The sequence below is a fragment of the Hydrogenophaga sp. L76 genome (genome assembly GCF_057654755.1).
In genome coordinates, this window is sequence record NZ_CM172807.1 from 949,421 (window position 1) to 963,930 (window position 14,510).

Consider the following 14,510-nt stretch of genomic DNA (forward strand, 5'->3'; position numbering starts at 1 on the left):
CAGGATCGGGCTGGGCCTGTGTTCCAACAAAAGGAGGTGGCTGGCCGGTAGCCGGTCAACAGCGGGGAAAGCCCCCCGCTGTTTTGTCGCTTGCCTGGCTTATTTGAGGTTGCCGGAGAGGAACTGCGCCAGCCGCTCGCTCTTGGGCCGGGCCAGCACTTCGGCCGGCACGCCCTGTTCCTCGATGCAGCCTTTGTGCAGAAAGATCAGGTGGTTCGACACCTCACGGGCAAAGCCCATCTCGTGTGTCACCACCAGCATGGTGCGGCCTTCTTCAGCCAGCAGCTTCATCACACGCAGCACTTCGCCGACCAGTTCGGGGTCGAGTGCGCTGGTGGGTTCGTCGAACAGCATCACCTCGGGCTCCACCGCCAGCGCCCGGGCAATCGCCACGCGCTGCTGCTGGCCGCCGGACATGTGCGCCGGGTACTTGTCTTCCACGCCGCGCAGCCCCACCTTTTCCAGGTACTTGCGGGCCGCGGTCACGGCTTCGTCCTTGCTCTGACCAAGCACATGCATCGGCGCCTCGGTGATGTTCTCCAGCACCGTCAGGTGCGACCAGAGGTTGAAATGCTGGAACACCATGGCGAGCCGGGACCGGGCGCGCTGCAGCTGCTTTTCGTCCGCCGCCTTGAGCATGCCGTCTTTGGCCGTCACCAGCTTGAGCTCTTCCCCGGCCACGATGATCCGGCCGTGCTGGGGGCGCTCCAGCAGGTTCATGCAGCGCAAGAAGGTCGATTTGCCCGACCCCGAGGAACCGATGATGCTGATCACGTCGCCCGCGTGGGCGGTGACCGAAACACCCTTGAGCACTTCGTTGCTGCCGTAGCTCTTGCGGATGTCGATGGCTTCGAGTTTGGTGGTCATGGGTTCACAGGAAAGATTCAAGGGCTGAGCAGGTTGCCGGAACGGATCGGGGTGGCTCCGGCGACACGGCAGATTTCCATGCCGCTGGTGGCCCAGCGCAGGTTGTGGCGGGCGTACACCACGCCGTCGATCGAACTCTGGATGGGTGTGGTGCGCGGCGTGAGCGGGTCGATCACATGGGCCAACGTCTGCCCGACCTGGACCACGGCACCCACCTGGGCAACAAACGCGATCACACCCGGATGAGGCGCATGCAGCGACTCCGTGCCGGCCAGCGGCGTGGCGTCGCACAGGGCTGGTGGGAGCTCGGGTACGGTGCCACCCAGCACGCCGACATGTTGCAGGTAGTGAAAAATCGCCTGCGCGTCCTGGTGCGCCAGCAGCTCGGACACATCGGTCTGGCCGCGCAGCTCCACCGTGGTGCTGGCGCAGGCCAGAGGCACTGGAAACCGGTCGGCAAAGTGCTCGCGCAGACGCCACCAGGGACCCGAAAGCGCCTCATCAAACGAGATCGATGGCCCGGAACCCCTGGCCCACAGGAACGCCCGCGCCCCCAGGAAACGCGCCAGCGGTTCAATCTGGTCGAGCATGGGCTGCTCCGCGTAGAGGTGCAGCACCGCTTCGTAATCGCAGTGCAGGTCGAGCACGATGTCGGCGTCGTGGGACAACTGCATCAATGTCTGGCGCAGGCTTTGCAATTCCGTTTGTGGCTTCTGGGCGTCCAGGGCGCGGCGCATGGCATCGCGGATCAGGCGCTTGTTCTGCTCGTCGTTCGAACCCAGTTGGTCGCCCAGTTCGTCCTTCACCAGCGCAAAAAAATCCGGGTAGTTGCGGTTGAAGTTCTCCATGCTGGCCAGCTCAAAGCACCCGAGCTGGTGGTGCATGGCGGTCTGGTCCAGGCCGATCGGGTTGGCGAACGGCACCAGCACGACTTCGCCCAGCAGCTGGCCGCTCTGTTCGGCCACTTCAAGCAGGCCGCGCAAATGGTGGGCGACCAGCATGCCCGGCAGTTCATCCGCGTGCAGGCTCGCCTGCACATAAACCTTGGGACCTTGGCCCGGCTGCCCGAAATGCCAGCTGCTCAGGTGGCGCTGGGTGCCCAGTGCGGGCGAGAGGAGGGGGTGGTTGATCTGTTGCATATCGACGTTCGAGGACCGCTTGCCCGCCATGGGACGGTGTCGGCATGGCCAAGCAGCGCCAAGACTATCCCAGGACGGGTGGTCGTGTCAGTGGGCAATGGGGCGCAGATAGGCAAGAAAGCGGCGCTCCAGCAGCCGGAACACATACACCAGCGCGAAGGTCAGCATGAAATACAGGACAGCGACGAAGATGAACGGCTGGAACGCCAGGTAATAGGTCTTGTAGATGGCGTAAGCCGCATTGGTCAGGTCGTACAACGCGGGCACCACGCTGGCCAGCGAAGTCGCGTGCAGCATCATGACCACTTCGTTGGAATAGCCGGGCAGGGTGCGGCGCATGGCGCTGGGCAGGATCAGGCGGAACATCATGTTCCATTTGCCGAAGCCCGCCGCCTGGGCCGCCTCGATTTCGCCCGCCGGGGTTTCCTTGATGGCTCCGGCCAGCATTTCTACGGTGTAGGCACAGGTGTTGAGCGTGAACGCCAGCACGGCGCAGAAGAAGGGGTCCTTGAACCAGGTGAAGGGCCAGTGGGTGTCCCACAGGCCTTGCACCCACTCCAGCTGCGCGATGCCGTAGTAGATGAAATAGACCTGGATCAGAAGCGGCGTGCCGCGCACCACGTAGGTGAACAGCCAGACCGGCCAAGACACCCAGCGGTTGCGCGACACGCGCATCAGCGTCAGCGGCAGCGTCAGCAGGGCGCCCGCGATCAGGCTGACCCCGAGCAACTCCATGGTAGCAATCAGGCCGGTCCAGTAGAGCTGCAGGTTTTGCGGCTGGAAGATGATGGCGAACTTGTCCATCAGAAATCTCCCCGCTTCACGCCGACCGAATAGCGTTTTTCTGCCCGGCGCAGCAGCAGCAGGCTGATGCTGGAAATCAACAGGTAGAGCAGGCCGGCAAAGGCCATGAAGATGATGGCGGCGCCCGGGATCTGGCCACGCGCCGCGGCGCCCGCCTGTTTGGCCAGGTTGGTGATGTCGGCCAGTCCAATCACCGAGACCAGCGCGGTGGCTTTCAACAGCACCAGCCAGTTGTTGGTGAAGCTGGGCAGGGCAAAGCGCACCATTTGCGGGAGCACCATGCGCCGAAACGTGTAGAACCGGCTCATGCCAAAAGCCCAACCGGCTTCCGACTGGCCCTTGGGCACACTCATGATCGCGCCACGGAAGGTTTCCGTCATGTAGGCGCCATACACAAAACCGATGGTCAGCACACCCGCCACAAACGGGTTGATCTGCGGACCGCTGCGAAAGCCCAGCGCTTCCGCGATGTCGTTGACCAGAATCTGTCCGCCGTAGTACAGCAAGAGCATCCACACCAGATCCGGGACACCCCGGATCACGGTGGAATAGATGTCGCCCACCCAGTTGAGCCCTTTGTGGTGCGACAGCTTGGCTGCCGCACCGGCCAGACCCAGCAGGGCGGCCACGATGAGCGCGCCCAAGGACACACCGAGGGTGACCAACAGTCCTTGAAGGATGTTGAGAAAGTAGGTCGTCATCGGATCAGGCCCTTCGGGCGCTCAGGTTCAGGAACCCCAGAGATCCACGCCAGGGACGTGCTTCTCGGCGATTTCTTTCCACTTGCCGTTGTCGCGAATGGCCTTGATGCCGGCGTCCAGCGCATCCCGCAGAGCCGTGTCTTCCTTGCGGAGTGCCACGCCGACACCCGCGCCGAAGTACTTCTCAAACTCGACCGGGACGCGCTCACCGGCACAGGCATAGTCCTTGCCGTCGGGTGTGGACAGGAAACCGCCGTTGACTTCAACCACATCGGCCACGGTACCGTCCAGGCGGCCGGACTTGATGTCCAGGTAGACCTGATCCTGAGCGTCGTACGGCACGATGGTCGCGCCAGCGGGCTGGAGCTCACCCATGGCGTATTTCTCCTGCGTGGACGCCTTGAGCACGCCGAGCTTCTTGCCCTTGAAGTTGGCCGCTTCTGCGCCCAGGTTCAGCGCCGACTTCACCACCACGCACGAAGGCGTGTTGTAGTACTTGCCGGTGAAGTCCACGGCCTGCTTGCGTTCCTCGGTGATCGACATCGAGGAGATGATGGCGTCGTACTTCTTGGCTTGCAGGCCGGGGATCATGCCGTCCCAGGCTTGTTCGACGAAGACGCACTTGCTCTTGAGCTCGTCGCACAGGGCCTTGGCGATGTCCACGTCAAAACCGGCAGGTTCGCCGGCTTCGGTCTTGTAGGTGAATGGCTTGTAGGTCGCGTCGATGGCGACGCGCAACTCGGGCCATTGACTGGTGGGGGCGGGAGCCGCGGCCGCTGGCTCGGCCGGTGCCGGCGCAGCAGGCGCTGGCGCTTCGGTCTTACCGCAGCCAACCAACGTGGCTGCGCCAATCAGGCTCAGGGAAAGAAGCAGGTTTTTCATGAAGGTCCTTGGTCATCAAGTGTGTGGATCGACAGGATTGGCCTCCTGACGGGCGCACCAATTGTAGGTCTGGGCAGTCCAATTTCGGGGCATCGCCGGCAGGTGTTTCCCCGCATTGGCGACACCGGAAGCTCGGTATGCAATATCTGGGCCGAAAAGATGGGGGCTTCTTCTGTGTTTTTAACTTTACATAATATACATCGTGGAATATCAAGGCTCGACGGATCAACACCGCCAGAGACCCGGAACAGTCGCAATATTTTCCCTCGTTTTTTTGGTCATGGTCTACGTCAACGCGATACTGGCTGTGAGCTTCATCGTGGCGGCCATCGGCGCACAAAAAGACTTGCGTTTCCAACAAAAAAGCCCGATCAGATGTCTCTGATCGGGCTTCCCAGGCGTGTCCGCCAGGTCAATAGATCAACCTCAGTCCTCGACAAAGGCCTCTTCGCGTTTCTTCTTGATCGAAGGCAGCAGCACCACCGTGAGCAGGATCGCGGCGATGGCCAACAAGCTGGCGGACAGCGGCCGGGTCACGAACACCGACCAGTCTCCGCGGGAGATCAGCATGGCGCGGCGCAGGTACTCTTCCATCATGGGGCCCAGGATCAGGCCCAGCAGCAGAGGCGCCGGTTCGCAGCCGAGCTTGATGAACAGGTAGCCGATGAAACCGAAGATCGCGACCATCCAGATGTCAAAGCTGTTGTTGTTGGTCGAGTACACGCCGATGGCGCAGAACAGCACGATGGCCGGGAACAGCCAGCGGTAGGGCACGGTCAGCAGCTTGATCCAGATGCCAATCAGTGGCAGGTTCAGGATGATCAGCATCGCGTTGCCGATCCACATCGAGGCGATCAGGCCCCAGAACAGCTCGGGGTTGCTGGTCATGACCTGCGGGCCCGGCTGGATGTTGTGGATGGTCATGGCGCCGACCATCAGCGCCATCACGGCGTTGGGTGGAATGCCCAGTGTCAGCAGCGGGATGAACGAGGTTTGCGCACCCGCGTTGTTGGCCGCTTCGGGCCCTGCCACGCCGCGGATGTTGCCTTGTCCAAAGGGCACTTCACCGGGCTTGAGCTTGATCTTCTTTTCGAGGGTGTAGGCCGTGAAGGCCGACAGCAGCGCACCGCCACCGGGCAGGATGCCCAGGGCCGAGCCCAGGGCGGTGCCGCGCAGCACGGCGGGCAACATGTTCTTGAAGTCTTCCTTGGTGGGCATGATGCCTTCGACCTTGCCGGTGAAGACTTCCCGGTGTTCTTCGGGGCGCGACAGGTTGCTGATGATCTCGCCGTAGCCGAACAAACCCATGGCGATGGCCAGGAAGCTGATGCCGTCGGTGAGTTCAGGAATGTCGAAGCTGTAGCGCGCCACGCCAGAGTTCACGTCGGTCCCCACCAGTCCCAGCAGAAGACCCAGCACGATCATGGCCAAGGCCTTGATCAGCGAGCCCGATGCCAGCACCACGGCGCCGATCAGGCCGACGATCATGAGCGAGAAGTATTCGGCGGGTCCGAACTGGAGCGCCACCTCGGTCAGCGGTGGCGCGAAGGCAGCCAGGATCAGTGTGCCGACGCAACCGGCGAAAAAAGAACCCAGACCAGCGGCCGCCAGAGCGGGGCCTGCCCTGCCCTTGCGCGCCATCTGGTAACCATCGATGACCGTCACCACCGATGATGCTTCGCCCGGCAGATTGACCAGGATGGCGGTGGTGGAGCCGCCGTATTGCGCGCCGTAATAAATGCCGGCCAGCATGATGAGCGCTGCCACCGGCGGCAAGCCGTAGGTGGCGGGCAGCAGCATCGCGATGGTGGCAAGCGGCCCGATGCCGGGCAACACCCCGATGAGCGTGCCCAGCAGGCAGCCCACGAAGGCATATATGAGGTTCTGGAAGGTGAAGGCGACGCCAAAACCCAGCGCGAGGTTGTCAAACAATTCCATGGTGGTGCCTTGTGATCAGTTCGTCAGGAACGCAGGCCACACCGGGAACTGCAAGCTCAAAAGTTTGACAAAAGCACCGTAGCTGCCAATTGCCAGGATCGTCGCCAGAATGAGCGTCGGCTTCAGCTTGGCGCCCGGTTGCGCCAGGCTGGAGATGAGCACCAGCGCATAGATCGCCACGATCAGGCCCATGGCCGGGAAGCCGATTGACGGCAGACCCACCAGCAAGGCACCGAAGGCCAGGTTGGCCCCCAGCACGAAACCCAGCGGGCGCCAGGCAAACGCACCGATCTTGTCACCGCCGGGATGGCCCTTGGTGAACGACTGAAACGTGATGATGATGCCGAGAATCGCCAGCAGAATGCCCAGCATGAGCGGGAAGTAACCCGGCCCCATGCGGGCGCCCTCTCCCACGGTGTATTCCGTGGCGCCCCAGGCAAACGACCCACCCACCGTGGTGAACATGAGTCCCGAAAAAAAGTCCTTCTGACTGGCCAGGGCCACGATGCATCTCCTCTTGTTTGGAATGTGGGGCATTCTGGAGGACTGCCAACAGGAAATCGTTGTGGGTTTCACCTACCGAGGGATTACACCTAGTCTTGCCCGACAGGTGTTCCCGCCGTTCACCGGGAGCGGAAGCGTTCCGCCGGGATGCAGGTCACCAGGTGCCGGCGGGGCGTTTCCTGCGCACAAAGGACGCGATGAGGTCGGCGGCCTCCTGACGCGCGCCCCGCCGCGCGAAATCAATCGCTGTCAGGCCCTGTTCGTTGCGCAGCAGGGGATCGGCCCCCTCTTCCAGCAACAGCTTCACCACGGCCGGGTGGCCGTAGTGCGCTGCCATCATCAGAGGCGTGCTCCGGTTGGGCGATTCGGCGTCGATGTAGGCGTGGTGCTCCAGCAGCAAGCGAACCATGTCTTCGCTGGCCTCTGTGGCGTTGGAGGCAGCGTAGTGCAGGGCCGTCCATCCCGGTTTGTTGACCTCGGCTTTGCGCTGGATCAGGCGTCTGGCCATGTCCAGATCGCCCTTCAGAGCCGCCAGCATCAACGGGCTTTCACCGTTGGGGTTGCGTGCCTCAACCTTGACCGAGGGTTGTTCCAGCAGGAACAGCGCCACCTTGCGCGAACCCTCGCGCACGGCGATCAGCAGCGCGCCTTCACCGCGTTGGTCAACGGTGTTGAGATCAAACCCACGCAGGGTGAGCCCGACCATCACGGGCTCGTTGTCCAGTTTGGCGGCGCTGAAAAAATCTTCGAAGGCGCCCGCGGCAGCTCCTGAAGTAAATGCGAAAAAATATGCAAAAACAATAAACTTTTCAATGAACTTAAAGTGTTTCATGAATATTTTCAGACCACAACGCGATTGAAAAGCTGCTCAAAATTGCGGCTGGTGGCGTCGGCCACGGCTTCCACAGCCATGCCCCTGACCTCTGCAATCTGCTGAGCCACAAAGGGCACGAAGGCCGGGTTGTTGGTTTTGCCGCGGTGGGGTACCGGTGCCAGATACGGGCTGTCGGTTTCGATCAGCATGCGGTCAAGCGGCACGAACCGAGCGATCTCGCGCAGATCGCCGGCATTGCGAAAGGTCAGGATGCCGGAGAAAGAGATGTAGAAATCCAGGTCCAGCGCGGCGCGGGCCACCGCCTCGGTTTCGGTGAAACAGTGAAAAACCCCCCGCGATCTGGGCCACTCTGAAGGGGCCGTGCTGTCAAAGCCGCCCTCTTCGCGCAGGATCGCCAGCGTGTCTTCCGACGCGCTCCGGGTGTGGATCACCAGGGGCAGGTCGGTCTGGCGGCCGGCCCGGATGTGGGTGCGGTAGCGATCGCGCTGCCAGGCCATGTCGGCCACGCTGCGGCCGTTCAGGCGGTAGTAGTCCAGCCCGGTTTCCCCCACGCCCACCACCCGCGGGAGCGCCGCGCGCTGGAGCAGGTCGTCCAGCGTGGGCTCCTGCACGCCTTCGTTGTCGGGGTGCACGCCCACCGTGGCCCAGAGGTTGGCGTGGTCACGCGCCAGCCCGTGCACGTCGTCAAACTCGTCGAGCGTCGTGCAGATGCAGAGGGCGCGATCCACCTGAGCCTGGCTCATGGCGGCCAGGATCGCAGGCAGGTTCCCGCGCAGTTCCGGAAAATTCAGGTGGCAATGGGAGTCGGTGAACATACGGGGCTGGTTGCGGCGAGAAGACGGGCGCCCCGCCGGAAGCGGTTTGAACCGCCTCGTTTCAGAGGGTCTGGGTGGGGCGGTCCGAGCCGAGGCTGGTGCCCAGGATTTCTTCAATCTTGAGCTTGAGCAGGCGCGATTTTTCGTCAGCCGGGAAGCGGATGCCCACGCCTTGCGTGCGCCCACCCTGCGCCTTGGCGGGTGTGACCCAGGCGACCTTGCCGGCCACGGGGTAGCGCTGGGGGTCGTCGGGCAGGCTGAGCAGCACATAGACGTCGTCGCCGATGCGGTACTCGCGCGAAGACGGAATGAAGATGCCCCCGTCGGCAAACAGCGGAATGTAGGCTGCGTACAGCGCCGCTTTCTCCTTGATGGAGAGCTGGATCACGCTCGGACGTGCAGAGGCGTTGGATGCGGAGGGGCTGGTGCTCATGAGCAACAAGTTTAGCGGGAAACCAGCGCCTGCCGCGTGCGCGCGGCCCAGGCTTCCTGCATCAAGCCGGGGTTGTACGGATGTTCCACCGAGCGCGCCGCGTCCAGCAGTTCGCGCGACCACTTGGCCAGCACACCCCAGCGCGGCGCCACCGGCAGGTTCGCAGCGCTGAAGAAGCGTGGCGTGCCGCCGGCCGCCTGCGCCATCAGGTCGTGGCAGAGCTTCTGCAGCAGCTCGAGCTGCTGCGCGGCGGGCCAGCCGGCCAGCGTGCTCCAGTCGCCTCGGGCCAGCGCGGCAGGCAGCTCGGCCCAGGCCTTGGCGTTCAGGCCGGTGCCGGCCCAGGCCAGGGCATCCGCCGGGCGCCCACCGGCCGCGCGCAGCCAGACCTGGGCCTGCTCTGGCGTGGGACGGCTCTGGGCAACCGCATTGTCCTGGAGCCACTGCAAGGCTTCCGGCTCCGGGGGCCACTCCATGGCGTGGGTCTGGCAGCGGCTGCGGATGGTGGGCAGCAACTGGTGGGTGGCCTCGCTGGCGAGCACGAAGCGGGCGTCCCCGGGCGGTTCTTCCAGGGTCTTGAGCAAGGCGTTGGCCGCCACGTGGTTCATGCGCTCGGCCGGATAAACCAGCACCGCCAGACCCCGCCCGCGTGCACTGGTGCGCTGGGCAAAGGCCACGGTGTCGCGCATGGCCTCGACGCGGATTTCCTTGCTGGGCTTGCGCTTCTTGTCGTCGATCTCTTTCTGCGCGGTCTCGGACAGGGGCCAGCCGAGTTCGACCATGACCGTCTCGGGCATGAGCACCACAAAATCGGGGTGGGCGTGGGTATTCACCATGTGGCAACTGCCGCAGACCCCGCAAGGCCCGGACGCCGTGGGTTGTTCGCACAGCCAGGTCTGCGCCAGCGCCAGACCGAGCTCGTACTGCCCCAGACCCGACGGTCCCTGCAGCAGCCAGGCATGACCCCGTTGCGCGAGCAGCGCCTGCAACTGGCGCTGAACCCAGAGGGGGCGGGTGGCTGTGGGTTGTGTGACTGCGTCAGGAGGTGTTGAGCGGGTGGCCATGGGCGCTTTGTCAGGAGGCGGAAGGGCTGGACGCTGCCGGGGCGGGCAACCAGCCCCGCTGGACAAACACCGCCGCGATCGCCGCCCAGACCCGCTCGCGCGCCTGGTCGGCGTTGATGCGCACAAAGCGCCGCGGCTCGGCTTCTGCACGCGCCGCATAGCCAGCGGCCACTGCGCGAAAAAACGCCACCGGCTGGGCTTCAAAACGGTCGGGCGTGCGGGCGTCGGCCAGGCGGGCGGCGGCGGTTTCGGCCGGCAGATCGAACCAGACGGTCAGATCGGGCTGGCGGATGCTTTTGCCCCGCATGGCGGGCGTGGCCTGCACCCAGCGCTCCAGAGTGCCCAGGATCTGCGGGTCAAAACCGCGCCCACCGCCCTGGTAGGCAAAGGTGGCGTCGGTGAAGCGGTCGCACAGCACCACTTCACCGCGCGCCAGTGCCGGTTCGATCACGGTGAGCAGGTGGTCGCGCCGCGCCGCGAACACCAGCAGCGATTCGGTGAGCGGGTCCATGGCGTCGCCGAGCACCATGGCACGCAGCTTCTCGGCCAGCGGTGTGCCGCCGGGTTCGCGCGTCAGGGTCACGGTGAGGCCCTGGCCCCTGAAGGCGTCGGCCAGACCCGCGATATGGGTGGACTTGCCCGCACCGTCGATGCCTTCAAAGGAGATGAACAGGCCAGACGAACGAGCGGTCATTGGGGTCATTTGATCTGGTAACGGCGCACCGCGGCATTGTGTTCGTCCAGCGTGCTGCTGAACTGGCTGCTGCCGTCGCCGCGCGCCACGAAATACATCGCGGGCGTGGCCGCCGGTTGTACCGCCGCGAGCAACGAGTTCCAGCCGGGCATGGCAATCGGTGTGGGCGGCAGCCCGGCGCGGGTGTAGGTGTTGTAGGGATTGTCTGTCTCAAGGTGCACCCGGCGCAGATTGCCGTCGAACCGTTCACCCAGGCCGTAGATCACGGTGGGATCGGTCTGCAGGCGCATGCCGATGCGCAGCCGGTTGCTGAACACGCCGGCGACCAAGCCCCTGTCGCTTTCAGTGCCGGTTTCCTTTTCGACAATGCTGGCGAGGATCAGCGCTTCTTCGGGTGTGCGCAGCGGCGAACTGGGCGCGCGCTGGGCCCAGGCCTGGGCCAGGCGCTGGTCCATGGCCTGGGCCGCCTGGCGCAACACGCTGGACGCGGTGGCGTGTTTGACCATGCGGTAGGTGTCTGGGAAAAAGCGGCCTTCGGGGTGCCGCCCGGCGTAGCCGATGCGGGCCATGATCTCGGCCGGGTCCAGGCCCTCGAGATCCTGGTTCAAATCTGGAGAAGCGCGCACTGTCGCCAGCACTTCGCGCACGTTCCAGCCCTCCAGCAAGGTGAGGCTGCGCAGCGCCTGCTCCCCGCGCACCAGCTGGCTCAGCAGACTGCTCGGCGTGGCGCCGGGTTTGATTTCGTAGACCCCCGCCTTGATCGACCGGCCCTGTCCGGAGGCACGAAACCAGGCGTAGAGCAGGCTCGGCGGCACGGCGACCCCGGCGTTGCTGACGGCCTGCGCCACGTCCCGCGCGGTGCTGCCTGGCGGGATGTTCAACTCCACCGGCGCCTGTGCGCTGGCATCGGCCGGCAAGACCAGCGGCTGGTGCAGCCACCACCAGCCAGCGCCCACAACCAGTCCCAGCGCGAGCAGCGGCAGCCAGAACAGCAGGAACAGTAGGCGTTTCACGAATCGGAATGGTGCGAGGAGATGGGTGGCGTCGCCGGCAGGGAACCGGGCCAAAGATGATAATCGACCGCTGTCACCCCCACCCGCCACGCCACCAACCCGAAGCTCCATGAACCCGCCCTCCCCGCCCAGCGTTTCCCCGCCCGCGCTCCAAGGCGCGACCCTGTTGCCCCAACTGGGGGTCATCCGCGTGCAGGGTGAAGACGCGGCGAAGTTCCTGCATGGCCAGCTGACGCAGGATTTTTCACTGCTCGGCCTGTCCGAAGCGCGGCTGGCGGCGTTCTGTTCGGCCAAGGGCCGCATGCTGGCGAGTTTTGTGGGCTTCAAGCTCGCGCACGACGACCTGCTCCTGGTCTGCAGCCGTGACCTGCTGCCGGCCACGCTCAAGCGCCTGTCCATGTTCGTGCTGCGGGCCAAGGCCCGGCTGAGTGACGCGAGCGCGGAATTTCAGGTCTGGGGGCTCAGCGGGTCCGCCGCGCCCGCAGACGCCCAACCCTGGAGCAAGTCCGGAGAACCGGGCACCGCTCAAACCATCGCGCTGTATCCGTCGCAAGGCCTGCCCCGCGCACTGTGGGTGGCACCCGCCGGCCACCCGCCTCCCGCAGGCGACGCCCTGCCCGAAGCCCACTGGGCCTGGCTGGATGTGATGGCCGGCGTTGCCACCCTCACCCAGCCGATCGCCGAGGCCTTTGTGCCACAGATGCTGAACTACGAATCGGTGGGCGGCGTGAACTTCAAGAAGGGGTGTTACCCCGGCCAGGAAGTGGTGGCGCGCAGCCAGTTCCGCGGCACGCTCAAGCGCCGTGCGTTTCTGGTGCAGGCCGGTGAACCCTTGACCGTGGGGCAAGACGTGTTCCACAGCAGCGACGCCGAACAGCCCTGCGGCACCGTGGCCGCCGCCGCAGCCAACCCCGCTGGCGGCTGGAGCGCCACCGTGTCCATGCAGACCAGCGCGGCCACCAGCGGCAGCCTGCACGCGGGCAGCGTCAGCGGCCCCGCGCTGCAGTTGCTGCCCCTGCCCTACCCGCTGCTCGAAGACGTCTGAGCAGTCCAGCGCTCATCTGGCGCCTCCCGCCATGTGCCTGATCGCCTTTGCCATCGATGCCAGCCCGGCCTGTCCGTTGCTGATCGCGGCCAACCGCGACGAATTCCTGGACCGCCCGACCGAAGCCCTGCACCGCTGGACCCTGCCCGACGGCACGGGGGTGGTGGCCGGGCGCGACCTGCGGGACGGCGGCACTTGGCTCGGTGTCAGCGACACCGGCCGCGTGGCCATGATCACCAACGTGCGCAGCGCCCACGCCGGGCCGGGCCAGCGCAGCCGGGGCGAACTGGCCACACGCTGGCTGAATGGCGGGTTGTCCTGGCAAGCGTTGCTGGACGACCTCGATCCGGCCGCGTACGGTGGCTTCAATCTGGTGGTCGGTGATTTCCACAACAAATTCTGGGCCTGGGCCGGCAACCGCGACCCAGAGCGTCCGCACGACGAACACCCCACCGGCCTGCACAGCCGCCGCCTGGAGGCGGGTGTCTACGGCCTGTCCAATGCAGCGCTCGATACCCCCTGGCCCAAGAGCGAACGGCTGAAACAGGCACTCGGTGATTGTCTGGCGCAGCCCGCTTCTTCACCCTTGCCGATCGCCAGCCTCACCGCGGCGCTGGCCGATGCCCGGCGCATGCCCTCACACGAGCTGCCGCAGACCGGTGTACCGCTTGAGATGGAGCACGGCCTGTCCAGCCCCTTTGTGAGCATGCCCGAGCGCGGCTATGGCACCCGCAGCAGCCTGGTCCTGAGCGTGCAGAGGTTCGAAACCAGCGCGGTGCCAGCGGCCTGGCGGGTGGCGGTGGACGAATGGAACCACGTGCCCGCACCCGGCGGCGAACACCGCTGGAACCCTCACCACCGGCGCAGCGAGACCCTGTTCTGGTGATTCAGACGAGCGACTTGAACATCTCCTGGTGCTCGATGCCCGCCTCCTCGAACACCACTCCCCGGGCCTGGTAGCCCAGACGCTCGTAAAAGCCCACGGCGCTGCGCTGGGCATGCAGCATCACCTCGGCTTGTCCGCCGTCGCGGGCTGCGTCCATCAGCGCCTGCAACACCTGGCGCCCCAGCTGGCCGCCGCGCAGCACGCGGTGCACCGCCAGGCGTCCGACCTTCACCACGCCGGGCTCGTGTGGCACGAAGCGCCCGGTCGCCACCGGCCGGCCCAGGCGGTTGTAGGCCACGGCGTGCACCGCCGTCAGGTCGGCCGCGTCGCTTTCCAGGTCTTTGGGAATGCGCTGCTCCTCCACAAACACCGCGGTGCGGATGCGCCGTGCATCGTCGCCGAGCTCGCTCCAGCGCCCGACCTTGATCGTCACCATGGCCTCACCCGCCTCGTAGCCGAGCACGATGTCGCGCAACGCGGGCGGCACCGGGCGCGAGGTCTGCGTGGCCGGGTCGGCGAATACGTAGACGAGTTCGCACGAGATCAGGTGTTCGCCGCCGCGGAAGATGGCGCCGGTGAATACCATGGAAGAAGTGCCGATGCGGCTGCATTTCATCGCCACCTCGATCTGGTCGTCCACCCGCGCCGAGGCGTGGAACTCCACCGTGGCCTTGACCACATAGAGGTCGCCGTCGAGCTGGTGCATCGACTCTTCGTAAGGCAGCGCCAACGCGCGCCAGTAGTCGGCGATAGCGGTGTCGAAATACATCAGGTAGTGCGCGTTGAACACGATCTTCTGCATGTCCACCTCGGCCCAGCGCACGCGCAGGCGGTGGAAGAAACGGAAGTCGGCGCGTTTCATCTGGGGCATGTGGGCGGTCTCCGTGTTGTGG

The 14,510-nt window shown here is 65.1% G+C and carries 16 protein-coding genes; 2 read left to right on the top strand and 14 right to left on the bottom strand.

Annotated features, from left to right (window positions below; genetic code table 11):
- Nucleotides 1-99: 99 nt before the first annotated feature.
- The 13 genes from AC23D4_RS04470 to mltG form a co-directional block, all read right to left on the bottom strand.
- Nucleotides 100-867, bottom strand: a complete 768-nt coding sequence (locus AC23D4_RS04470) for an ABC transporter ATP-binding protein (RefSeq protein WP_472889250.1) — start codon at nt 865-867, stop codon at nt 100-102.
- Nucleotides 868-884: 17 nt separating this feature from the next.
- The gene (locus AC23D4_RS04475) at nt 885-2,006 is read right to left on the bottom strand and encodes a succinylglutamate desuccinylase/aspartoacylase family protein (RefSeq protein WP_472889251.1); all 1,122 of its coding nucleotides are present in this window, start codon (nt 2,004-2,006) and stop codon (nt 885-887) included.
- Between the two features lie 87 nt (nt 2,007-2,093).
- Nucleotides 2,094-2,810, bottom strand: coding sequence for an ABC transporter permease (locus AC23D4_RS04480; protein WP_472889252.1), 717 nt, complete (start codon nt 2,808-2,810; stop codon nt 2,094-2,096).
- On the bottom strand, nt 2,810-3,511 hold the full coding sequence (locus tag AC23D4_RS04485) for an ABC transporter permease (protein WP_472889253.1): 702 nt from the start codon (nt 3,509-3,511) through the stop codon (nt 2,810-2,812). The genes AC23D4_RS04480 and AC23D4_RS04485 overlap by 1 nt, the downstream gene beginning before the upstream one ends.
- Nucleotides 3,512-3,538: 27 nt before the next feature.
- Nucleotides 3,539-4,393 carry a transporter substrate-binding domain-containing protein gene (locus tag AC23D4_RS04490; RefSeq protein WP_472889254.1) on the bottom strand — a complete coding sequence of 285 codons (855 nt, stop codon included), beginning with the start codon at nt 4,391-4,393 and terminating at the stop codon, nt 3,539-3,541.
- A 426-nt stretch (nt 4,394-4,819) separates the two neighbouring features.
- Complete coding sequence (locus tag AC23D4_RS04495) at nt 4,820-6,331, bottom strand: tripartite tricarboxylate transporter permease (protein WP_472889256.1); 1,512 nt, start codon at nt 6,329-6,331, stop codon at nt 4,820-4,822.
- Between the two features lie 15 nt (nt 6,332-6,346).
- Nucleotides 6,347-6,835, bottom strand: coding sequence for a tripartite tricarboxylate transporter TctB family protein (locus AC23D4_RS04500; RefSeq protein WP_472889257.1), 489 nt, complete (start codon nt 6,833-6,835; stop codon nt 6,347-6,349).
- A gap of 154 nt (nt 6,836-6,989) precedes the next feature.
- The gene (locus AC23D4_RS04505; RefSeq protein ID WP_472889258.1) at nt 6,990-7,667 is read right to left on the bottom strand and encodes an ankyrin repeat domain-containing protein; all 678 of its coding nucleotides are present in this window, start codon (nt 7,665-7,667) and stop codon (nt 6,990-6,992) included.
- An 8-nt stretch (nt 7,668-7,675) separates the two neighbouring features.
- A complete protein-coding gene (locus AC23D4_RS04510) occupies nt 7,676-8,485 on the bottom strand; it encodes a TatD family hydrolase (RefSeq protein ID WP_472889259.1) in 810 nt (269 codons plus the stop codon).
- A 61-nt stretch (nt 8,486-8,546) separates the two neighbouring features.
- Nucleotides 8,547-8,918 carry a PilZ domain-containing protein gene (locus AC23D4_RS04515; protein WP_472889260.1) on the bottom strand — a complete coding sequence of 124 codons (372 nt, stop codon included), beginning with the start codon at nt 8,916-8,918 and terminating at the stop codon, nt 8,547-8,549.
- A gap of 11 nt (nt 8,919-8,929) precedes the next feature.
- Nucleotides 8,930-9,979 (bottom strand): DNA polymerase III subunit delta', encoded by a 1,050-nt coding sequence (locus AC23D4_RS04520; RefSeq protein ID WP_472889261.1) that lies wholly within the window; start codon nt 9,977-9,979, stop codon nt 8,930-8,932.
- 10 nt (nt 9,980-9,989) lie between these two features.
- Complete coding sequence (gene tmk / locus AC23D4_RS04525) at nt 9,990-10,673, bottom strand: dTMP kinase (RefSeq protein ID WP_472889262.1); 684 nt, start codon at nt 10,671-10,673, stop codon at nt 9,990-9,992.
- A gap of 5 nt (nt 10,674-10,678) precedes the next feature.
- On the bottom strand, nt 10,679-11,686 hold the full coding sequence (gene mltG / locus AC23D4_RS04530) for an endolytic transglycosylase MltG (protein ID WP_472889263.1): 1,008 nt from the start codon (nt 11,684-11,686) through the stop codon (nt 10,679-10,681).
- Nucleotides 11,687-11,795: 109 nt separating this feature from the next.
- On the opposite strand from mltG, the gene ygfZ reads away from it, so the two are divergent.
- Together ygfZ and AC23D4_RS04540 are read left to right on the top strand one after the other, a co-directional pair.
- The gene (gene ygfZ / locus AC23D4_RS04535; RefSeq protein WP_472889264.1) at nt 11,796-12,731 is read left to right on the top strand and encodes a CAF17-like 4Fe-4S cluster assembly/insertion protein YgfZ; all 936 of its coding nucleotides are present in this window, start codon (nt 11,796-11,798) and stop codon (nt 12,729-12,731) included.
- 31 nt (nt 12,732-12,762) lie between these two features.
- Nucleotides 12,763-13,617 carry an NRDE family protein gene (locus tag AC23D4_RS04540; RefSeq protein ID WP_472889265.1) on the top strand — a complete coding sequence of 285 codons (855 nt, stop codon included), beginning with the start codon at nt 12,763-12,765 and terminating at the stop codon, nt 13,615-13,617.
- Nucleotide 13,618: 1 nt separating this feature from the next.
- Here the strand turns inward: AC23D4_RS04540 and AC23D4_RS04545 are convergent, their stop codons facing one another.
- Nucleotides 13,619-14,479 carry a YbgC/FadM family acyl-CoA thioesterase gene (locus AC23D4_RS04545; protein ID WP_472889327.1) on the bottom strand — a complete coding sequence of 287 codons (861 nt, stop codon included), beginning with the start codon at nt 14,477-14,479 and terminating at the stop codon, nt 13,619-13,621.
- Nucleotides 14,480-14,510 lie beyond the last annotated feature (31 nt).

Bases quoted from the DNA above. Each gene is read 5' to 3' on its own strand.
- AC23D4_RS04470 (WP_472889250.1), bottom strand. From the start codon at position 867: ATGACCACCAAACTCGAAGCCATCGACATCCGCAAGAGCTACGGCAGC.
- AC23D4_RS04475 (WP_472889251.1), bottom strand. From the start codon at position 2,006: ATGCAACAGATCAACCACCCCCTCCTCTCGCCCGCACTGGGCACCCAG.
- AC23D4_RS04480 (WP_472889252.1), bottom strand. From the start codon at position 2,810: ATGGACAAGTTCGCCATCATCTTCCAGCCGCAAAACCTGCAGCTCTAC.
- AC23D4_RS04485 (WP_472889253.1), bottom strand. From the start codon at position 3,511: ATGACGACCTACTTTCTCAACATCCTTCAAGGACTGTTGGTCACCCTC.
- AC23D4_RS04490 (WP_472889254.1), bottom strand. From the start codon at position 4,393: ATGAAAAACCTGCTTCTTTCCCTGAGCCTGATTGGCGCAGCCACGTTG.
- AC23D4_RS04495 (WP_472889256.1), bottom strand. From the start codon at position 6,331: ATGGAATTGTTTGACAACCTCGCGCTGGGTTTTGGCGTCGCCTTCACC.
- AC23D4_RS04505 (WP_472889258.1), bottom strand. From the start codon at position 7,667: ATGAAACACTTTAAGTTCATTGAAAAGTTTATTGTTTTTGCATATTTT.
- AC23D4_RS04510 (WP_472889259.1), bottom strand. From the start codon at position 8,485: ATGTTCACCGACTCCCATTGCCACCTGAATTTTCCGGAACTGCGCGGG.
- AC23D4_RS04515 (WP_472889260.1), bottom strand. From the start codon at position 8,918: ATGAGCACCAGCCCCTCCGCATCCAACGCCTCTGCACGTCCGAGCGTG.
- AC23D4_RS04520 (WP_472889261.1), bottom strand. From the start codon at position 9,979: ATGGCCACCCGCTCAACACCTCCTGACGCAGTCACACAACCCACAGCC.
- tmk (WP_472889262.1), bottom strand. From the start codon at position 10,673: ATGACCGCTCGTTCGTCTGGCCTGTTCATCTCCTTTGAAGGCATCGAC.
- ygfZ (WP_472889264.1), top strand. From the start codon at position 11,796: ATGAACCCGCCCTCCCCGCCCAGCGTTTCCCCGCCCGCGCTCCAAGGC.
- AC23D4_RS04540 (WP_472889265.1), top strand. From the start codon at position 12,763: ATGTGCCTGATCGCCTTTGCCATCGATGCCAGCCCGGCCTGTCCGTTG.
- AC23D4_RS04545 (WP_472889327.1), bottom strand. From the start codon at position 14,479: ATGAAACGCGCCGACTTCCGTTTCTTCCACCGCCTGCGCGTGCGCTGG.